At 64.9% G+C, this 19278-nt stretch carries 19 protein-coding genes; 11 read left to right on the top strand and 8 right to left on the bottom strand.

Annotated elements, in window-relative coordinates:
• Window positions 1-80: 80 nt before the first annotated feature.
• The 4 genes from EAH75_RS00845 to EAH75_RS19830 all read right to left on the bottom strand — a co-directional run bounded on the left by EAH75_RS00845 (window position 81) and on the right by EAH75_RS19830 (window position 3174).
• Window positions 81-821, bottom strand: a complete 741-nt coding sequence (locus tag EAH75_RS00845; protein ID WP_428993497.1) for a murein L,D-transpeptidase catalytic domain family protein — start codon at window positions 819-821, stop codon at window positions 81-83.
• Window positions 822-936: 115 nt separating this feature from the next.
• On the bottom strand, window positions 937-1701 hold the full coding sequence (locus EAH75_RS00840) for a M23 family metallopeptidase (protein ID WP_140803704.1): 765 nt from the start codon (window positions 1699-1701) through the stop codon (window positions 937-939).
• 2 nt (window positions 1702-1703) lie between these two features.
• Entirely contained in the window at window positions 1704-2660 is a 957-nt protein-coding gene (locus EAH75_RS00835; protein WP_428993496.1) for a L,D-transpeptidase family protein, read from the bottom strand.
• Window positions 2593-3174: a YciI family protein gene (locus EAH75_RS19830; RefSeq protein WP_277752523.1), complete on the bottom strand. Its 582-nt coding sequence runs from the start codon at window positions 3172-3174 to the stop codon at window positions 2593-2595. The genes EAH75_RS00835 and EAH75_RS19830 overlap by 68 nt, the downstream gene beginning before the upstream one ends.
• A gap of 222 nt (window positions 3175-3396) precedes the next feature.
• Between EAH75_RS19830 and EAH75_RS00825 the strand changes: the two genes are divergently transcribed.
• A complete protein-coding gene (locus tag EAH75_RS00825; protein ID WP_140803702.1) occupies window positions 3397-4107 on the top strand; it encodes a DUF899 family protein in 711 nt (236 codons plus the stop codon).
• Here the strand turns inward: EAH75_RS00825 and EAH75_RS00820 are convergent.
• Window positions 4095-4802 (bottom strand): glutathione S-transferase family protein, encoded by a 708-nt coding sequence (locus EAH75_RS00820; protein WP_241668847.1) that lies wholly within the window; start codon window positions 4800-4802, stop codon window positions 4095-4097. The genes EAH75_RS00825 and EAH75_RS00820 overlap by 13 nt on opposite strands.
• Before the next feature lie 495 nt (window positions 4803-5297).
• Between EAH75_RS00820 and EAH75_RS00815 the strand changes: the two genes are divergently transcribed.
• The 4 genes from EAH75_RS00815 (at window position 5298) to EAH75_RS00800 (ending at window position 9832) form a co-directional block, all read left to right on the top strand.
• A complete protein-coding gene (locus tag EAH75_RS00815; RefSeq protein ID WP_140803700.1) occupies window positions 5298-6713 on the top strand; it encodes an MBOAT family O-acyltransferase in 1416 nt (471 codons plus the stop codon).
• Window positions 6688-7845 (top strand): hypothetical protein, encoded by a 1158-nt coding sequence (locus EAH75_RS00810; protein ID WP_241668846.1) that lies wholly within the window; start codon window positions 6688-6690, stop codon window positions 7843-7845. The genes EAH75_RS00815 and EAH75_RS00810 overlap by 26 nt, the downstream gene beginning before the upstream one ends.
• A 285-nt stretch (window positions 7846-8130) precedes the next feature.
• On the top strand, window positions 8131-8370 hold the full coding sequence (locus tag EAH75_RS00805) for a hypothetical protein (RefSeq protein ID WP_140652630.1): 240 nt from the start codon (window positions 8131-8133) through the stop codon (window positions 8368-8370).
• A 226-nt stretch (window positions 8371-8596) separates the two neighbouring features.
• Entirely contained in the window at window positions 8597-9832 is a 1236-nt protein-coding gene (locus EAH75_RS00800; RefSeq protein ID WP_140652628.1) for an MFS transporter, read from the top strand.
• A gap of 59 nt (window positions 9833-9891) precedes the next feature.
• Here the strand turns inward: EAH75_RS00800 and thpR are convergent, their stop codons facing one another.
• A complete protein-coding gene (gene thpR / locus EAH75_RS00795; protein WP_140652626.1) occupies window positions 9892-10470 on the bottom strand; it encodes an RNA 2',3'-cyclic phosphodiesterase in 579 nt (192 codons plus the stop codon).
• 212 nt (window positions 10471-10682) lie between these two features.
• Here thpR and EAH75_RS00790 point away from each other — a divergent pair, with 212 nt between their 5' ends.
• Both EAH75_RS00790 and EAH75_RS00785 read left to right on the top strand, forming a co-directional pair.
• Window positions 10683-12059: a serine hydrolase domain-containing protein gene (locus EAH75_RS00790; protein WP_161596214.1), complete on the top strand. Its 1377-nt coding sequence runs from the start codon at window positions 10683-10685 to the stop codon at window positions 12057-12059.
• 230 nt (window positions 12060-12289) lie between these two features.
• Window positions 12290-13612 carry an FUSC family protein gene (locus EAH75_RS00785; protein ID WP_241668908.1) on the top strand — a complete coding sequence of 441 codons (1323 nt, stop codon included), beginning with the start codon at window positions 12290-12292 and terminating at the stop codon, window positions 13610-13612.
• A gap of 41 nt (window positions 13613-13653) precedes the next feature.
• Here EAH75_RS00785 and EAH75_RS00780 read toward each other — a convergent pair whose 3' ends face one another.
• Window positions 13654-14376 (bottom strand): glutathione S-transferase family protein, encoded by a 723-nt coding sequence (locus tag EAH75_RS00780; RefSeq protein WP_140652620.1) that lies wholly within the window; start codon window positions 14374-14376, stop codon window positions 13654-13656.
• Window positions 14377-14820: 444 nt separating this feature from the next.
• Complete coding sequence (locus tag EAH75_RS00775; protein WP_140652618.1) at window positions 14821-15204, bottom strand: ArsR/SmtB family transcription factor; 384 nt, start codon at window positions 15202-15204, stop codon at window positions 14821-14823.
• A gap of 99 nt (window positions 15205-15303) precedes the next feature.
• Between EAH75_RS00775 and EAH75_RS00770 the strand changes: the two genes are divergently transcribed.
• From EAH75_RS00770 to EAH75_RS19555, 4 genes are all read left to right on the top strand, one after another.
• On the top strand, window positions 15304-16050 hold the full coding sequence (locus EAH75_RS00770) for a glucose 1-dehydrogenase (protein ID WP_140652616.1): 747 nt from the start codon (window positions 15304-15306) through the stop codon (window positions 16048-16050).
• Between the two features lie 213 nt (window positions 16051-16263).
• Window positions 16264-16686, top strand: coding sequence for a hypothetical protein (locus EAH75_RS00765; RefSeq protein ID WP_205043213.1), 423 nt, complete (start codon window positions 16264-16266; stop codon window positions 16684-16686).
• On the top strand, window positions 16683-18893 hold the full coding sequence (locus tag EAH75_RS00760; RefSeq protein ID WP_140803696.1) for a toll/interleukin-1 receptor domain-containing protein: 2211 nt from the start codon (window positions 16683-16685) through the stop codon (window positions 18891-18893). Before EAH75_RS00765 ends, EAH75_RS00760 begins: the two co-directional genes overlap by 4 nt.
• A 179-nt stretch (window positions 18894-19072) precedes the next feature.
• On the top strand, window positions 19073-19219 hold the full coding sequence (locus EAH75_RS19555) for a hypothetical protein (protein WP_161596212.1): 147 nt from the start codon (window positions 19073-19075) through the stop codon (window positions 19217-19219).
• Window positions 19220-19278: the final 59 nt, after the last annotated feature.

Here is a 19278-nt window from a genome sequence, read left to right as displayed (position 1 = left end):
GGCTGCCACGACAGGCCAGCCGGAAAAGTCTGCGCACAACATTGAAGAGGCGACCCGGTGCCGGTCCGGGTCAGAACGGATCAGGACGCGTCAGGATTCCCGCCGGCGTCACGTCGCGCCGTGTGCGATGCCGCGCAATGCAGCAACGCCGAGCGGGCGAGCCAGGCCTGATCGGGGTAGTACGAGAACACGAACTGGCCATCCTTCATCACGTCGATGATCGGCTTGGCCACTGCGTTGCGCAGTGCCGGGCAACCCCAGCTGCGGCCAAGCCGGCCCATCTGACGGCCGCTGTCGGCATTCACGTAGGGAGCGCCGTGCATCACGATGGCGCGCGCCATGGCATCGTCGTTGATGCCTGGCTCCAACCCGTCCATGCGCAACGAGTAGCCGTTGTGGCCGGTGTAGGTGTCACGGGTGACGAACAGGCCGAGACTCGAAGCATGGCTGCCATCCGCATTGGAAAAGTGCGTGGGTATATCGCCACCGGAACCGCGACCATGTGCCACCAGCTCCCGGTACAGCAGCTTGTGGCTGGCCAGGTCGAACACCCACAACCGCGGCTGCAGCGACGAGCGGCTGTAGTCGATCACCGCCAGTCGCCGTGCGGTCGTGCCGTTGCCCTCAGCCTGCGCGCAACGCACGGCGGACAGCGCCAGCGCCAGCACCTGCGGATCGGCTGCGGGGGCCAGTTCGACAAGCCGTTGCGGCAGCGGCAAATGCGAAGGGGAAGCGCGCCGCGACGATATCGCGGCAGATCGTGGGCCATGCGAAAGCGGTCCCGGCGAAGTCGCCGCGATCGCGAGGCTGGAAGCGGACACAGCGATGACCAGTGCCAGCCGGGGAGCGAGATGCTTGCCTGACATCGGGCAAGTCTAGCGAGGATCGCTGAACGAATTGTTGGGCTGCGGCAAAAGTGCCGCCGCGTGCCCGCTTTCACGGCTGGCCGGCGAATCGTCCGTAGGGATTGATCGAGGTGGCGTGCCACCACTGCTTTTCCGGGCCGAGGATCTCGATCTCGAAATGCAGGTGCGGCGCATCGGCGCTCGCGTTGCCGGTACTGCCGACGAAACCGATCGGGTCGCCCCGATGCACGATCTGCCCCTCGGCCAGGCCCGGCGCATAGCTGTCCAGGTGCGCGTAGTAGTAGATGACCTGATCCTGCGGATCGAACTGGTACACCGTCAGTCCGCCTGGCTTGCTGGTAAACAGCTTGACCACATGACCATCGTTCACTGCCACTACCGGCGTGCCGCGCGCCGCCATGATGTCGATCGCGTCGTGCACCCGGCCCGCGCCACGGGCCTGGGTAAATGTATCCACCAGATCGCCGGCCTTCACGCCGACGACTGGTATCAGCAGACCGTTCACCGCCGGCGCGGCCAGCTTTGTCAGGTCGACCGGCGCTGCAGCGGCCGGCGCGGCGACAGACGTCGTGGATACGGCTTCGGACAGTGGACTGGCCGTCATCGAATCGATCGCCACAGCGGGTTTGACGGCCGTGGGCAAACCGGCCGCTTGCGCAGGTGGCGCCTCATGCCTCAGCGATGCTGCCGACGCCGGAAGGCCCACCATGGCAGCGTGCAATTCACTGATCCGGGTACCCTGCCCGTGCAGCGGCACGTACCACCGGCCGGACAAATGGAACATCGCCGCTGCACCGCATGTCGCACCCAGCAGGAAAACGAAAAACCAGCGCATGCTCACTCCTGCAATGTGGCGATCATGCCGGGCTTCACCGCTTCGGAGACTTCCTGCGCACTCCAGTTGGTCATGCGGATGCAGCCGTGCGACTGGGTCTTGCCGATCTTCGACGGCTCCGGCGTGCCATGGATGCCGTAGTGATCCTTGGAAAGATCGATCCACACCACACCGACCGGGTTGTTCGGGCCGGCGGCAAGCGTGGCCTTGGCATCCTTCGCCTTGGCATCCCAGAACAGTTTGGGGTTGTAGTGGAACACCGGGTGCTTGCCCACGCCCTTGATCTTCCAGTCGCCGAGCGGCAACGGGTCGTGTTCGCTGCCGGTGGATGCCGGGTACTGCGCCACCACCCTGCCGGCCTCATCCAGCAACGACACGGTGGAGTCGGACTTGTCGACCACCACTTTCGCGACCGCTGCCATCGGTGAGGTGGCCTGCACGCCCGGCACCATCAGCTGTTCGCCGGCACGGCCAAAATCCTTGCCTGGGTTGAGCTGCCTGAGCAAGGTCGGGCTGGCGTGAAACCGCTCGCCCAGCGCCTCCAGCGAAGAGACATAGCCCAGCGCGTCGAGCTTCGCCTGCGCCGGCATGCCCGATGGCAGCGACCGGAACGGGCCGGCCACATCCTCGGCGCTCAACGTCACACTGATCAGCGCCGGCGCGCTGTCGCTGTCCAGTGCGGTCCAGGTCGGCGCATCCATGTTGCCACTGACCTCAAGGCCATGACTGGCCTGAAAGCCCGCAATGGCCCGATGGAGATTGGATCCGTAGGCGCCGTCAATCTCGCCCGGCGAAAACCGCGCGCGATCCAGCAGGATCTGCGCGCGCAGCACGGCGGCGCCCTTGTCGCCGGCTTTCACCGGCGTGGTCAGGCCGGCATCGTTGACCGACTCAGGCGTCAGCACTCCCGGCACCGCAGGAGAAGCAGCGGCAGTCGTCTGCACCGTCGCCATCACCATCGCGCAAGCAAGCAACCAGATCGTCACATTGGTGATTTTCACAAAGCGGTCTCCCTTGGGGAAACCGAGCATGCATGAGGGTTTGTGAAGAAAGCCGGGGGGCGACGATGTGCGGCATCCAGGCTTTCGGCCGCGATTGCGCAGCGGTGCCGCAACCGGCGCCGAAGTCCGGCTCTTCCAGCTGGCGCACCTCGCAGGCGATGTCCCATTCGTCACCATGGATGGTGAGGAAGCGCGTAGTCCATTGAACGGCTTCTTCCATCGACTTCGCCTCCAGCATCGCGTAGCCGCCGATCACTTCCTTGATCTCGGTGAACGGGCCATCGACCAGGCTGATCTTTCCATGGGTGAACCGCACGCGCACGCCCGCCGACGTCGGCTTGAGGCCGGCGGTGTCCAGCAACACGCCGGCCGCGGTCATCTCCTCGATCAACTTGCCCATGTCGCTCATGAGCTGCTCGCTGGGCCGCAGCCCGCAATTTTCGTTGACCCTGATCATCGAAAGGAATCGCATCTGCTTCTCCTGCAGTGGATGATTGAATCGGGCCTGGCATCGGACGGTTTCGTATCGCCGGCACCGCGGCTACCCATGCAACGAATGAGTGAGGGCCAGATCGACATGCCTGCCCCGCTTCTCTGCGCCCGTGCCCTTCCTCGCCCGATGGCCCGCGCCATGTCGATTCCGTGCCCGCCCGTTCGTCACACAAGGAGCATGTCAAAACCAGAGAGGCCGATCATGACAATTACTTCATCCCTCGTATCCGCCGTCGAACTGGCCGGTCGAAGCGGCTTTCGCTACCCCAACGAAAGCGACGACTACCGCCGCGCGCGCCATGCACTGCTGGCGGAGGAAATCGAACTGCGCCGGCACATCGAACGCGTTGCTGCGCAGCGCCGCGCCCTGCCGCCCGGCGGCGAGGTGAATGGGCGCTACCAGTTTCAGGGCGAACACGGGCTGCTCGATCTTGCCGACCTGTTCGGCGACCGGCAGACCCTCGTCGTCTACAGCTACATGTTCGGCCCGCAGCGCGAACGCCCCTGCCCGATGTGCACCTCGCTGCTGAGCGCATGGGACGGCGAGGCGCGCGATATCGAGCAGCGCGTGGCGCTCGCCGTGGTTGCCCGCTCACCGATCGAGCGCCTCGTGGCGTTCAGGAACGAACGCGGCTGGCGCGACCTGAGGCTGTATTCGGATATCGACGACTGCTACAGCCGCGACTATCACGGTATCGGCAACGATGGCGGCGATGACTCCGCCATCAACGTGTTCACCCGTCGCGACGGCCGCATCCGCCACTTCTGGAGCGGCGAGATGGGCTTCGAAACCGCCGATCCCGGCCAGGATCCGCGCGGCGCCCCCGACCTGATGCCGCTGTGGACCATTCTCGACATGACCCCCGAGGGACGCGGCACCGACTGGTATCCGAAGCTCGACTATCCGGGCTGAGGCGCCCCTGGCGGCGTGTCGAACAAGTACGGCGTCCACTGCGCCGAGGCGCGCTTGCCGAACACATGCGCGAACGCAGTCAGGCGCTCATAAGGCGCCAGAGAAATCGTCGCGCGAAATGCGAGGTGCTCGACCAGACAGAACAACGACGCTTCCAGCATGCTGATGTCGCGGGGTGGCAGGGCATCGATCACCGACTGCACCCTTTCATCAAGCCATGCCAGGGCGTTGCGCATTCCCGCAGTCGCCTTCGCGAAGTAGATGCTTTCGGCGGGCAGCTTCGCGATCTGTGTGCCGAAGCCAAGCTGCACCTGCGCCTGCATGGCGTGCCAGACCAGCTCCTGCGCGTTGCGCGCCTGCGCGTCGTGCATCTCCTCTGGCCAGACGATCCGATGGCGGGAAGGCGCGGTATCCGCCAGCGCGCGACAGATGTTTTCGGCACCGAAGATCGTCACCCCGCCCGCCCTGAGCACGGGCAATTTGAGCGCGGGATTCCCCGCGTAGTCACGCGCATCCAGTGATGAAAGGTCGTACACCGGGGCGAACTCGCAGGCCACGCCAAGCTCCTCCGCAAATACGCGCACGAGACGAGTGAAGTGCGAGCTGCTGCGCCCGACGATGCACGGAACCGGCATCTGGCCAATAGTGGTCAATGCATCACCTCTTGAAAAAAGATCGATCGGTTTCCTGTCCATGCGCGATGATACTTTCGAGGCATGCTCACAGCCATGTCATGTACTTCCCGTCGAACGCGCGGCGCTCTTCTACTTGCACGTCAGGTCGGCAGCGATCCTGTCTGCCGGCCTGGATCGCCGCGGCCAGACCCACCTGCGAGGGCAAGAGATCCGCACCGCATGACGAGGTTTCCGCCACCGACGCTGTCTACCCGGACTTCATTCGTTGGGATGCGCATGAGGAATCGCTTTGTCACACTCCCGTGGTTGGCCGACTGGGCCGGACGCGGACGATGCGCATCCTGCAAACCCCACGGCTACCCATGCAACGAACAGGTGATCGTCGGATCGACACGCCTGCCGGACTTTTCCGCACGCACCGGATATTGCCGCCACACACTTTTGATCATTGAAATTGTGACTTTCATCGCATTTTATAAATAATAAGAACTTGCAAATTGTTTTTTTATTTGCTAAGAATCGCGCGCCCTATCGCGGGCGCACCCGGGGATTTCGATGGTTTTCAATTCCCTCGCCTTCATGGCGTTCTTCGCCGTGGTGCTGGTGTTGCACGCGATGCCATTCAGCTGGAACACCAAGAAGGTCAACCTGCTGATCGCCAGTTATCTGTTCTACGCGGCGTGGAATCCGCCGTTCGTGATCCTGCTGTGGATCTCCACGGTGGTCGACTGGTTCGCCGCGCAGAAGCTGGTGCATGCGCGCAGGCAGATGGTGCGGCGGGCGTGGATGCTGCTGTCGGTGGTGGCCAACCTGGGCATGCTGGGTTATTTCAAGTACGGCCATTTCCTGCTCGACAATTTCAGCATGTTGATGACAGGCATCGGCGTGCATTACGTGCCACCGGCGTGGGACATCGTGCTGCCGGTGGGCATTTCTTTCTACACGTTCGCCACGCTGTCCTACACGCTGGACGTCTATCTGCATCGCGCCATGCCGGCGCGCCGGTTTCTCGACTACGCGCTGTTCGTGACTTTCTTTCCGCATCTGGTGGCGGGCCCGATCATGCGCCCGACCGAGCTGGTGCCGCAGTTCGAGCAGCCGCATCGCGCCAGCGCCAACCAACTGCGCTTCGGTCTGGCGCTGATGACGCTGGGGCTGTTCCAGAAAATCGTGCTGGCCGACAGCTTTCTGGCCCAGGCCGCGGAAATGATCTACGACAGCGACAAGATCCCCGGCGCACTGGACGCCTGGTTCGGCACGCTGGCCTTCAGCGGACAGATCTTCTGCGACTTCGCGGGCTACTCGACCACCGCCATCGGCGCGGCGATGTGCCTGGGCTTCGCCATGCCGGACAATTTCCGCTTTCCCTACGCGGCCATCGGCTTCTCCGATTTCTGGCGCCGCTGGCACATCACGCTGTCGTCGTGGTTGCGCGATTACCTTTATATCCCGCTCGGTGGCAATCGCCACGGCGCGGCGCGCACCTATCTCGCCTTGATGACCACCATGCTGCTCGGCGGCCTCTGGCACGGTGCGAGCTGGACCTTCGTGGTGTGGGGTGGCCTGCACGGCCTGTACCTGTCGACCGAACGGCTACTGCGTGCGCGCTTTGCCGGCTACCGCCCCGGTCCTGGCATGCTACTGGCGCTGGGACTGCTCACCTATGTGCTGATCAATGTGACCTGGGTGTTCTTTCGCGCGCACAGTTTCGGCAAGGCTTGGAGCGTGCTGCGCGGCATGGTCGGCAGCAACATGGCGGCCGCGCCGATCCTGCCCACGATGTATCTGGTGATGACGGCACTGATCGTGGGCGGGCTGGTGCTGGCGCACTGGCTGATGCGCGAACGCACGCTGGAGTCGATGCTGCAACGCGCGCCGGCCGTGTCGTTGTCGGCGGCCCTGGGCGTGATGCTTTTCACCATCGTGATCGCGCAGGGGGCGGGAAATGCCTTCATCTATTTCCAGTTCTGACTTCGTCGCGCGCGACGCGGACGCGCGCCCCGGCTTCGTGCGTCTCACCGCCGCCGATCGCCCCGGCGTGGCGCAGCCGGTGCCGGAACGCGACATCCCTGTGCAGCCGTGGCGCTTGATCTGGCTTGGCGCGGCTGTGCTCGCATTACTGGCGTTGGGCGCATGGGAATCGCACTGGCGTGCGTTCGGCGTCACCCCGAGCTATCGCAACAGCAATGGCGCATGGGCGCAGCAACGCCTGCGCATCGATCACGGCGAAGGAAGCAAGACCGTGCTGATCGGCTCGTCGCGGGTGCTGTTCGACGTGCAGTTGCCGCAGTGGCAGCAGATCACCGGCGAACGACCGATCCAGCTTGCGCTGGAGGGCACTTCGCCCATACCGATTCTGGAGGACCTGGCCGCCGATCCGCATTTCACCGGACGCCTGTTGATCGGTGTCGCACCAAGCCTGTTCTTTTCCGGCCAGGCCTATCGCGGCGATGTTCTGGCGTATACGCGCAAGCAGAGTCCGTCGCAGCGGGTGGGTCACTGGCTGTCCGTACATCTGCTGGAGCCGTACCTGGCCTTCGACGACCCGGACTTTGCGCTGGACACGGTGCTGAAACGCCAGCCGTGGCCGGTGCGCCCAGGCACTCACCCGAGACCGGCGGTGCGCAAGCTGGCCAACTCCGAAGCGGACCGCAACACGCACATGTGGCCAAAACTGGAGGCCGATGCCGACTACCGGGCGGTGGCACGGGGTATCTGGATGCAGATGATTACCGCACCGCCGCCGCCCCAGATGGCTACGCCGGCGGCACTGCAGCGGGTCATCGACACGCAGATCTCGCGGGCGACCGCGGCGGTGGCCACGCTGCGTGCGCGCGGCGTCAAGGTGCTGTTCGTGCGCATGCCAAGCATCGGCCCGTTCTACGCGATGGAGGAAAAGGTGCTGCCACGCGCACGGACCTGGGATGTGCTGCTGCAACGCACGCACGCGCCCGGTATTCACTTCACGGACTACCCGCAATTGCAGAATTACCAGCAGCCGGAGTGGTCACACCTTTCCGCGCCGGAGGCCAGACGCTTCACCACCGCGCTGGTGCCGATCGTCGAGCAGGTGTTTTCGAAGCCCACGCCGCAATCGCGGTAGCTGCGGCGAGCGGTTCTGCCTTCGCCACGATCGACGGCCCCGGCTCCACGCACATCCCGATCCGGTGCGCGATCCGCTGATCATTTCGCTCCCCGCTTCAAGGAGACACCGCCGCGATGACCGGCGAGCGAATGCAGCGCGCCACTGTGGCCCGCCACGCTCGGCACTGCGTTCCTTGCGCGTTCCGGCCCGGCGATGACCGGGGTCAAGGTGACGGACACCGGGTCAAAGCGATGATGGGCAAAGGCGCCAGTCCGGCGTCCACCCGATCTTGAGGAGCAGGCGGTGGAATATCACATTGACATGTCCGGGGCGAAACCGGACCTGCGTGCCATCGAGGACGTCCTGTATGACTCGGATCCGGCGGTGGTGGTGGCCATGGCGCGGGACGGCTGCACCTTGAGAATCGCCACCTACCTCCCTGTGACGGACTTGCTTGGCATGATGCGGCAGGCGGGCTGCCAGGTGGAGCTGCACCAGGTGGTGGAGCTGCCATCCATCTGTTGCGGCGGTTGCGGTGGATAGGCCGTTCGAAGCGGACGGTATTCATCAACCGGCGCGGCGGCGGCATGCATCCGGGTTGACCGACACAGGGATCGCGGCGTGGCCTGCCGTCGACGGCGGCGGCCCGGCATCGGCCACGTCGCCATCGCCGGCACCGGGTAGCGTATGGGGCGCGAGCCGCGTTCGCTGAAACGACGCCTCAAAGCGGGGTTTCTGAAAACTCCGACAAAAGCCATGGAGAGTCTCGATGAGCCTTGCCGCGGACGAATCCGCCCACGACGTTGCGGAAAAGCGCTCGGTGCTGCGGCGGATACCACGGGGTATCTGGGCACTGGGATTCGTTTCCATGCTGATGGATACCTCCTCGGAGATGATCCATGCGCTGCTGCCGGTGTACCTGGTCACCGTGCTCGGCACGTCGGCGCTGACCGTCGGGCTCATCGAGGGTATCGCCGAATCCACCGCAGCGATCACCAAGGTGTTCTCCGGCGTGTTGTCCGACTGGCTGGGTCGACGCAAGCTGCTGGTGGCGATCGGTTACGGCCTGGCGGCATTCACCAAGCCCGTCTTTCCCCTGGCCAGCACCGTGGGTTGGGTAATCGCGGCGCGCTTCGTCGATCGCATCGGCAAGGGCATTCGCGGTGCACCGCGCGACGCCCTGATCGCCGACCTCGCCCCGATCGAGCTGCGGGGAGCCTCATTCGGCCTGCGTCAATCGCTCGACACAGTTGGCGCGTTCATCGGGCCGGCGCTGGCGATCGGCCTGATGTGGTTGACCGCCGACAACATTCCGTGGGTGTTCTGGGCGGCACTGCCACCGGCCTTCGCCGCGCTCGCGCTGGTACTGTTCGGCGTGCACGACAAGCCCGTGCACGGGCGGGAAGAGCGCGTGCACGCACCGCTTTCGCGCGTCGAACTGGCGCGCCTGCCACCGTTGTACTGGGGCGTGGTGTCGATTGCCGCCGTGTTCGCGCTGGCGCGTTTCAGCGAGGCGTTCCTGGTCTTGCGCGCGCAGGAACTGGGGTTGACGCTGGCCCTGATTCCGCTGGTGCTGGTGGTGCTCAACGTGGTGTATGCGTTCTCGTCCTATCCCGTCGGCGTGCTGGCCGACCGCTTCGACCGCGGCACGCTGCTCGCGCTTGGTGTGGCCGCACTGGTGGTGTCGGATCTGGCGCTCGCCCTCGTCGGCGGCATGGGCGGCCTGGCGCTGGGTGTGGTGTTGTGGGGCCTGCACATGGGCATGACCCAGGGCCTGCTCGCCACCCTGGTGGCTGACGTGGCGCCGGCAAACCTGCGCGGCGCGGCATTCGGCGTGTTCAACCTCGTGAGCGGGCTGGCGCTGCTGCTGGCGAGCATCGTGGCCGGCGCGCTGTGGGATGCCTTCGGTTCACGCGTTACTTTTCTCGTTGGCGCGGGCATTGCGGCCATCACCGTGCTGGCCTTGATGCCGGTCGCGCATCGGGTGCGCCGGCGCAAAGCCTGAGGTGATAGCGGCTTCGCGATGAACGCGTCATCCGTTGCGGATTCGACGTGCCGACCCGATCAAACGAGCGCCCAGCGCGCCAACGGAATATGGCGTGTCTGCCCGAGCAGGCTGTGGATCAACACAAACTCGTGAGCGCGCCAGCGCACCGGCGACACCGCCTCCGGCACGATCGTGCGTGCGTCGTACGCCAGCGTGACGTGGGGCTCGAAACTCTCACGCGCAAAATGCGCCAGGCCGACCTCGCGAAGCTGCTCAGCCAGCTCCGCATGGAACGCACGCAACGGCGCATTGCCGCCGTCAGCCTTGAGCACGAACGGCAACTTGTCCCGCCGGCCGGCAAAGCTGGCGACCTGATCGAAAACCAGCTCGAACGATGTCGCCTGCACTCGCGAGGCCGCTTTCGATGCAGTGTCCACCACATCCTGGCGCAGGCCGGCCGAGTCGCCGAGATGGAACAGCGTGACGTGGAAGCGCTCGGTGCCCAGCGGCCTGCCGCGCAAGCCGTGATGTGCGCATTGGGTGGCCGCGAGCGCAGCCAGCTGCGCCGCGATGTCACGATCCGGAAAGATCGCCAGAAACAGTCGATCCGTGGCCGCCGCCGGCGCAAAGCCGGGAAGTGATGCTTGCTGCGACATCCTGTGTTCCGCCGAGGTTCTCGAGCCGCATCGTACAACGCCACATCCGACCTGCCGGCAAGCCCGCCCCAGTTGCTGACACCTGTCACTGTCTGGGCCACGATGGATCGGTTAGCGTAGCGCCGACACGCGACGCACGGGCGGCAAGCCCAGCCGCTCATCCGCAGGCATCCATCGACCACCGCATATCAAGGAAGCTTGTGCCGAAGCGCATGAAGGGAATGATCCGGCTGAAACTCCTTGTCACCCTGGCGCTGGTCGCCGGGGTGGCCGGACTCACTGCGTGGAAGCGGCCGGATCGGGCGTTGCATGTCGCCACCGCCAACGTCGCGCAGACGCTGTGTGCGGACGTGTTCGTTTCCGGCCTGGCGCCGGATCGGGTATTTGCCGAGAACATCGCGCCGATGCAGGGCATGCACATCCTGCTGCCGCACCTGCGCTACGCCGTCGACACCGCGCGGCAAACCGTGACGGCGCAATGGCACGGTCGCTTCACCAGCGTGGCGACCTACTACCCGGGCTATGGCTGCGCGCTGCCCACGACGACACCGGATGCGGCGACGCTGCAGGCAGCGCGCGAAGTGGCGTCGCCGGCAACGACATCTGCAGCGCCAGTCGTCAACACCGATCCGGCCATTGTCGACGCGCTGGCGCACGCATTTGCAGAGCCGGCCAGCGGCCCGCGCCGCAACGTGCACGCGATCGTGGTACTGCACGACGGCCAGCTCGTTGCCGAGCGCTATGCCACCGGTTTTCATCCGGACACACCGCAACTCGGCTACTCGATGAGCAAATCGGTAGTGAACGCGCTGCTCGGCATCCTGGTCCGCCAAGGCAAGCTGGACATGCACGCGATGGCACCGGTGCCGACCTGGCAAGCGCTCGACGACCCGCGTCACCACATCACGCTTGACCAGCTGTCGCGAATGACCTCGGGGCTCGATCTCACCGAAGACGACAGCGGTTTCGATCCGGTGTCCAACATGCTGTTTCTGCACAAGGACATGGCCGCGTACGCCGCCCATGCCGCGCTGCGCATCCCGCCCGGAACGCAGTGGGAATACACCAGCGGCAACACGCTGATTCTCGGCGGCGTGCTGCGCGATGCGATAGGTGGTGGCGCATCCGGCCTGATCCATTTCGCGCATCGCGAACTGTTCGATCCGCTCGGCATGCGTCACGTGCTGATGGAATTCGATGGCGCGCAAACCCTGGTCGGTTCCACGCGCATCTACGCCTCAGCCCGCGACTGGGCGCGCTTCGGCCAGCTCTACCTCGACGACGGCATGCTCGACGGCCGCCGCATCCTGCCCGAAGGATGGAGCGCCTACGTCAGCAAGCAGACGCTGAACAGCATCTACGGCTCCGGCTTCTGGACCAATACCGGCACCGGAGCGGATGGCAGTCACATCATCACCGGCATGCCGGACGATGCCTACTTCGCCTCGGGCATGAACGGGCAGCGCATCGTCATCGTGCCATCCAGACGGCTGGTGATCGTGCGGCTCGGCTCCACCCTCGATCCACCGTACTTCGACATGCGCGGCCTGCTGCGTCTGATCAACGAGGTGTCGGCGGCGGTGCGCTAGAGCACGCGTGATCTGCACAAAAACGTGCCCACAGCCGCCCCTGCGCCTCGTCGCTTTCAGCAATACTTTCCGGACTGTCGGAAAGGTCGGCATGCATGAGAAAGTGGCGGCCCACTCCTTCACCGATCCATGTTGCGCAAATGATTTCCGCAGCCACCACAACGCAGCAGCCAGGCACGGCGGCAAATGTAGCTGCGGCCCTGCGCACACTACGGGAAGCCTGCGTGACCATGTTGGCCGCCATCGCCACCATGCTGTGCGCGCTGGCGATCGCCCCCGGGCCTGGCCCGGCGGTGCTGGCCGTGGTGCTGTGCCTCTCGCTCTCGCGCAGCCAGCTCGATCGCGACCTGCGCGGCCGCATTGAAGCGGCCATCGCGTTGCCTGTCGTCGGCGTGCTCGCGGTGGGCGTCGGCATGCTGCTGCATAGCGCACCGTGGCTGGGTGCGCTGGTCTTCGTTGCCGGCATGTTCGTGTCGATCTGGCTGCGCCGGTTCGGTCCGATGGCGCGGCGAGCCGGTTCGCTGATCGCGCTGCCGTTTGTCGTGCTGCTCACTACACCGCACATCCAGGCGGTGCCAGCCAGCGCCATTCCGGCGCCGCTGGTGCCGATACTCATCGCGCTGCTGGCCCTGCTGTGGGTAGGCACACTGCAAGCGCTGGCCCGCCGCCTGCGTTTTCTGCCATCGGTGCGCGCGTCGGCACGCCTGGCACCGACACCAACACGCGAAAGCTCGCTACGACCGATGGCGAGCACGCGAATGGCCATCCAGATGGCTATCGCGCTCACGGTATCTTTCACAGTCGGCTACGTCTTCTTCCCCGAGCGATGGGCATGGATCGTCCTCACTGCCTTCATTGTCATCAGTGGCAACCGGGGCCGGCTGGATGTCGCCTACAAGAGCGTGCTGCGCGTGCTGGGTGCGGCGGCCGGCACCGTGCTTGCGTTGACGTTCACTCTCCACGCTGGATCACACGACGCGACAGCGGCGGCGCTGATCCTTGCCGCGGTCTTTCTTGGCGTGTGGCTGCGCCCGCTGGGGTACGCATGGTGGGCGCTGTTCGCCACTCTCGCGCTGGCGCTGCTGCAGGGCTTTGCCGGCGCATCGGCACCACGCATCCTGTGGCCGCGGCTGGAGGAAATCGTGATCGGGGCGATCATCGGTGTCGTCTGCGCCTGGTTCGTGTTGCCCGTGCGCTCGACCGCTGTACTGCGCCGGCGCATAGCGGATGCGCTGGCCGCGCTCGCCACTGCGATGGACCCGGCCATTCCGGTACGAACCATCGATGGCTTCATCGCGGCAGTCGCCGGGGTGGAGCAACTGGCCCCGGCGTTTCGGGCAAGCCGGCTCGTCACGCGGCGTTTCCGTGTCATGCAACCAGCCGACTGGGTGGATGCACTGGTGGCGTGCCGCGCTCCTGCGATCACGCTGATCGAAAAGGGCGACACGCCGGGCGCCGTACGCCGGGCGATCGGTACGGCCCGCAAGTCGGTGCGCGAGCCCGCGGAGCTTCTATCGGCCTTGCGGGACTTGCGTCGATCGTTGCCTTCGTAATCGGCTACCACTACAGCTGGATTCCCATCCGCCGTCGGCGATCAACCCCATGCGTGCTGCGGGTAGTAGCGCTGCATCATGCGGGCCACATAAGCGGCCAGGTTAGGGTGGGCTTCCGCCGCGCGGCGCAGCGGCGTGTCGAAGAACGGCGTGATGACACAGGCAAGTACGCCGAACGCGGTGGCGTCCACGCCACTGGGCGACGCGCCCATGAGATACGGCTGATCGCCCAGCAGTTGCGCCAAGGCATCGATCGAGCGTTTGCCCAGTGCAGCGATCTGCGCAGGCGCATGCCGACCAAGCCCCTGCGCGTGCAGCTCGACAGCCTTGCGTGCCTGCAGGTCTTTGCGCAGCTGCGCGCGATCCGCCTCGGGCGCGCCATCCGCAAAATGCGCCGGGCCCTTGGCAAAATTCTCCGGATCGATCCAGCGGAACCAGACCATCGCAAAGTAGAGGTGATCCTCCAGCAACCGCTCGATCGCCCAGGCCTGCGCGCGCTGGGGTGCGTCCAGACCCTCGTCCAGGTCCACCCCATACTTGCGCTCGACATGCGCGCGGATGAAGGTGGAGTCGCTCACTACTTCGTCGTGGTCGTTGATGAAAGGCAGCTTGCCGTTGGGCGCCTGCGGCGGAATGGCGGATGCCCGGTCATAGGCAAGGCCGGCCATCTGCAGCTGTACTTCGGTCTTGATCACGAACGGGCTGGAATCGGGCAGCCCGAAGGCGGCACGAGTGGCGTGCAGGGTGAGGCCTGATGACGACATGGGAAAGCTCGGCGGCGAAAGGTGAGCGCAGCATGGCTGGAAGCTGCTGACAGCATCGTGTCAGCAGTGACGGGCCGATCTCAGGGGTGAAGCGCGCACCTCATCCGGCCAGCCTGAGCAGGGCTTGCGACGGGTGGACGGCAATATCCGATCAAGGAGTCAGCAACCTGGTCGCGCCATCGAATGGAAATCGAAATACTTCGCATGGACGTATGGACATCCATTCGCCAGAAGGTGATTTCCGGTTGCTTCCCGCCACGCTTCCTGGCAAACACCGGTCATCGGCGCACCCTGTTCGAACCGCACCAGCCGATCAACGTAGCTGGAAACCGAACGTGATCTCCAATCCGTGATGGGCTCACTAGTGGCCCGCAGAACGACGGGCATGCTTGAATCGGATGACCACAAGGCAGAAGCCCCTACCCTCTGGGAGCTGGCTCCTGATCAGCCACCCTGCTTTTTGACGGCGGCCTGCTTGCGCTTGACGGCGCGGACGCGGCCTGCGGACTGGATGCGGTGTGCGTTCAGGATCGCGGCGAGCAAGCCCGGGAAGCGTTGCTCGATCTCCATGCAGCGGCTGGTGTTGTGCATTTCGACGCCATGCCGTTCGCTACGCACGAGCCCCGCCTCTCTGAGCGCGCGGAAGTGCTGTGAAAGCGTGGATTTGGGGATGCTGCGGTCGCTGACCTGCAGAAAGTTCGAGCAGATGTTGGTACACGTCGAGCTTGCCAGTTCCGCATAGATCGCCACCCGCACAGGATCGGATAGGGCATGCAGGATGCCCTCCACGGTGATGTCCTCGATCGATGGGTGAACCAGCGGCCTCATGACATCCATGCTAACAGCACTTGACATTTAGTTCTATAGTTCATAAGTTACGAACTATAGGAATACAAAGCCTTCCACACCACGCACACAGGAAACGTCATGAGCAAGCTCAAAGGTAAAGTCGCCATCGTCACCGGCGCATCCAAAGGCATTGGCGCTGCCATTGCCAAGTCACTGGCCGCCGCGGGCGCGTCGGTGGTCGTCAACTACGCATCCAGCAAGACAGGCGCCGAGACCGTCGTCACCGAGATCGGTGCAGCCGGCGGCAAGGCGGTTTCCGTGCGCGGTGACGTCTCCAAGGCGGCCGATGCGCAAGCCATCGTCGACGCGGCCATCGAGCATTTCGGCCGGCTGGATATTCTCGTCAACAATTCGGGCGTCTATGGCTTCTCCCCGCTTGAGGAGATCACCGAGGAAGACTTCCACCGGCACTTCAACGTCAACGTGCTCGGCCTGCTGCTGACGACCCAGGCTGCCAGCAAGCATCTCGGCGAGGGCTCCAGCATCATCAACATCGGCTCCGTCGTCACCCGAATCACCCCTCCGGGAAGTGCGGTGTACACCGGCACCAAGGGCGCGGTGGATGCCATCACCGGCGTGCTGTCACGCGAACTGGGCCCGCGCAAGATCCGCGTCAACGCGCTGAACCCGGGCATGGTCGAAACCGAGGGTACACACACGGCCGGTTTCATTGGCTCGGATTTCGAGGCCGACGCCATCACGCGGACACCGCTGGGACGCACCGGCCAGCCGGACGACATCGCCTCTATCGCCGTGTTCCTGGCCTCCGATGATTCCTACTGGCTCACTGGCGAACAATTGCTTGCCGGCGGCGGTGTGCGCTAATCGGCCGAAGGGCGCATTCCGATACGGGAATGTGCCCGAACCGACGTGGAAACCGCGGCAAGACTGCTGCAACTTGCGATAGCTCAACTCCAGTATTCCAGCACCGTTCTTTCCGTGTCGATAAAGGCATGGCCCTCGTCAGGGCTGTGTCGACCAGACTCGTGATTCGACGATTCCTGCGGCATCGCACCGGCGCACAGCTGGAACATTGAGGTGCTCTGGAACAATGCAGGCATGGGCGATGCCGGTCCGGTGCCAGAGATACCGATCGATCTGGTCCGCAGAAATTTCGAGACCCATGTCTTCATGCCGATCATCCTGACCCAGGGTTTCATCAGGAAATGGGTCGCAGGCAAGAAGAAGGCGAAAATCGTCTTCACATCCGGGATGGGCAGCTTGTTCACCCCGGGAGGTTTCGGCAACTGCGGCAGCGGATGGCCTGGAGGGCTCTCGCTCAGTCGTAAACTTCCTTTTTTGTGCATAATTTGTGATTTACATCACATTTATGATGATATCTTTCTGCGTAGCAGACAGCCGTCGGGGGTCGATTGTCTGGCGCCGCCCGTCGGACTGGATGGATGGGGGCTTCCCGGCAAGGGAATGCGTCATCTGCTGCAGGAGTGCGGTGCGCCATGACGCAAGCCTCCGCGACACCGGCTTTCCGGTACCGCGCCTTCATCAGCTACAGCCACCAGGACAAGTCCTGGGCCGCGTGGCTGCACAAGGCGCTGGAAGCCTACGTGATCCCCAGGCGGCTGGTCGGCCAGACCACGGCGGTCGGCGTGACGCCGGCACGCTTCGCGCCCGTCTTCCGTGACCGCGACGAGCTGGCCAGCGCCACCGATCTCGGGCACAAGGTCAACGAGGCGCTGGCGCAATCGGAATGTCTGGTCGTGATCTGCTCGCCGCGTTCGGCAGTTTCGCACTGGGTCAATCAGGAAGTGCTGGCTTTCAAACGGCTCGGCCGCAGTGAGCGCATCTTCTGTCTGATCGTCGATGGTGAACCCGGTGCCAGCGATCAGCTTGGGCGCGAAGCGGAGGAATGCTTCGCGCTGGCGCTGCGCCATCAGCTGACGGCGAACGGCGCGTTGGGCGAAGAACGCACCGAGCCGATTGCAGCGGATGTGCGGCCCGGCAAGGACGGCAAGTCCAATGCCAAATTGAAGCTGATCGCCGGCATGCTGGATGTCGGCTTCGACGCATTGAAGCGGCGCGAGCTGCAGCGACATATCCGTCGCGTGGTGGCACTGGCCACGGTCGCGGTGATGGTAATGACGGTGACCACCGTGCTGGCGATCGCCGCCGTCATCGCGCGCAATGCCGCGGTGGCCGCCAGCCACGCCGCCGAACGCCGGCAGAAACAGGCCGAAGATCTGGTCGATTTCATTCTTGGCGATCTCAACGACAAGCTGGCGCAGGTATCGCGACTGGACATCATGGAGGCGGTCGACAACCAGGCCATGAACTATTTCCAGTCGCTGCCGACCGGCGACGTCACCGAAGAAGCGCTCGCCCAGCGCATCAAGGCGCTCGAAAAAATCGGCAGCGTGCGCCTTGATCAGGGCCACCTGCCCGCTGCCATGGCGTCCTACCAGGCCGCGTTGAAACTGGCCGTGCCGCTGGCCGCTGCCGCACCGGCAAACACTTCGAGGCAACTGGCCTGCGCGGAGGTATCGGCGTTCATCGGCATGACCCACTGGCGCCAGGGCGAGCTGGATGCCGCGCAGCAGAGCTTTGTGGCGGCGCAGACCCTCCTTCACCGCGCGCACCTGCTGACCCCCGACGAACCCCAGCTGCGGTTTCAGCTGGCCACGATCGACAACAACATTGGCCATGTACTGGAAGCGCGCGGCCAGCTGGACGAGGCCCTGGTGCAGTACCGCAGCATGCTGCAGCTGATGCAGCAGCTGGCCCCTACGCAGCCGGGCAATGCGGAATGGATGTCCTCTCTCGGCTCGGCCTACAACAACATCGGCAGGCTGGCGCTGATGCGTGGCGAACTGGCTGTCGCAGTGGCGCACTACGCAACCGACGATGCCATCGAGTCTGCACTGACGGCGCGTGACCCGAAGGACGCCAGCCAGCGCGACAGCACGCTGACCGTACGCGCGATCCTGGGGCGCACGCAGGCGCTCACCGGCGATCTCAAGAACGGCATGGAGCGGCTGCAACAGGCCGTCGACATCGCCACGCAACTGAAGCCGATCGACCCCAGCAACACCGACTTCCAGGAACACGCGGCCCTGTACGCCACCCAGCTGGCCCGATTGCGGCGCCTGAGCGGCGACCTGCGCGCAGCGAACGCACTCACCGTACAGGCGCTGGCGACCTTTGCCACGCTGACCCGTCAGGCTCCCGCCAACATCGGCTGGCGGCGCGAGTTTGCCGAGGCGCAGCTAGAGCAGGCCGCGCAATCGCGTGCCGCAGGCCGGATCGACGCATCGCGCATGCAGGCAAGCGCGGCCCTGCGTGTGCTCGACCCGCTGCTTGCCCGGCAGCCCGAGGATCGCGCCACCTTGCTGGCCACGGCAGGCGCGCGGTTGTCGCTTGCCGCGGTGGACGATGCGCCGACCGCGCGGCCGCTACGCGAGGACGCACTGCACGCGATGCAGACGGTGAAAAACGGGCGTGGCGATCCGCGTCTGCTGGCGCTGCAGGTCGACGCGCTGCTGGCGCTCGGCAGGACAGCCGAGGCGCAGCCGCTGATCCGGCAACTGTGGAACAGCGGCTATCGCGATGCGGCACTGGTGCAGGTATTGCAACGCGAACGGATCGACTACCCGGTCAATGCCGCGTTCCAGCAGGAGCTGCTGGCGGCATCCGGCGACAGCCAGAGGAAATAGTCGCGCCTGCCGCACCACGACAACCGTCGAGGGCGTCCCACGAGCCCGACAACCGGGAACAACCAGCACGCGCTGCATGCAAGTAGGGCCATGGAGTCAGGCGAGCACACCGCGTACCGGGCATGCACGCACCTGGGCACGGCCAACGGCAACTTCCACCACCACGACAGGAGAACATCATGTCAATGACCGGCAATGAAAATCAGGACGCCCCGGACACCGGGGAAGAAGAGAACAACGACTCCGCGCTGCAGCCAGAGCCGGATTTCGAGCCGCAGGCACCCGCGCCCCGCACCACCACGGTGCCGAGGATCAAGCCCAGCTGAGGCTCGCCAGCGCCATCACCACAGGTCGGGCAGAAGGCCAGACCGATCGCATGGAACGG

The organism is Rhodanobacter glycinis, from assembly GCF_006438785.1.
In the GTDB taxonomy this organism is placed as follows: Bacteria; Pseudomonadota; Gammaproteobacteria; order Xanthomonadales; family Rhodanobacteraceae; genus Rhodanobacter; species Rhodanobacter glycinis_A.
This window is presented reverse-complemented; position numbering and strand designations above follow the sequence as displayed.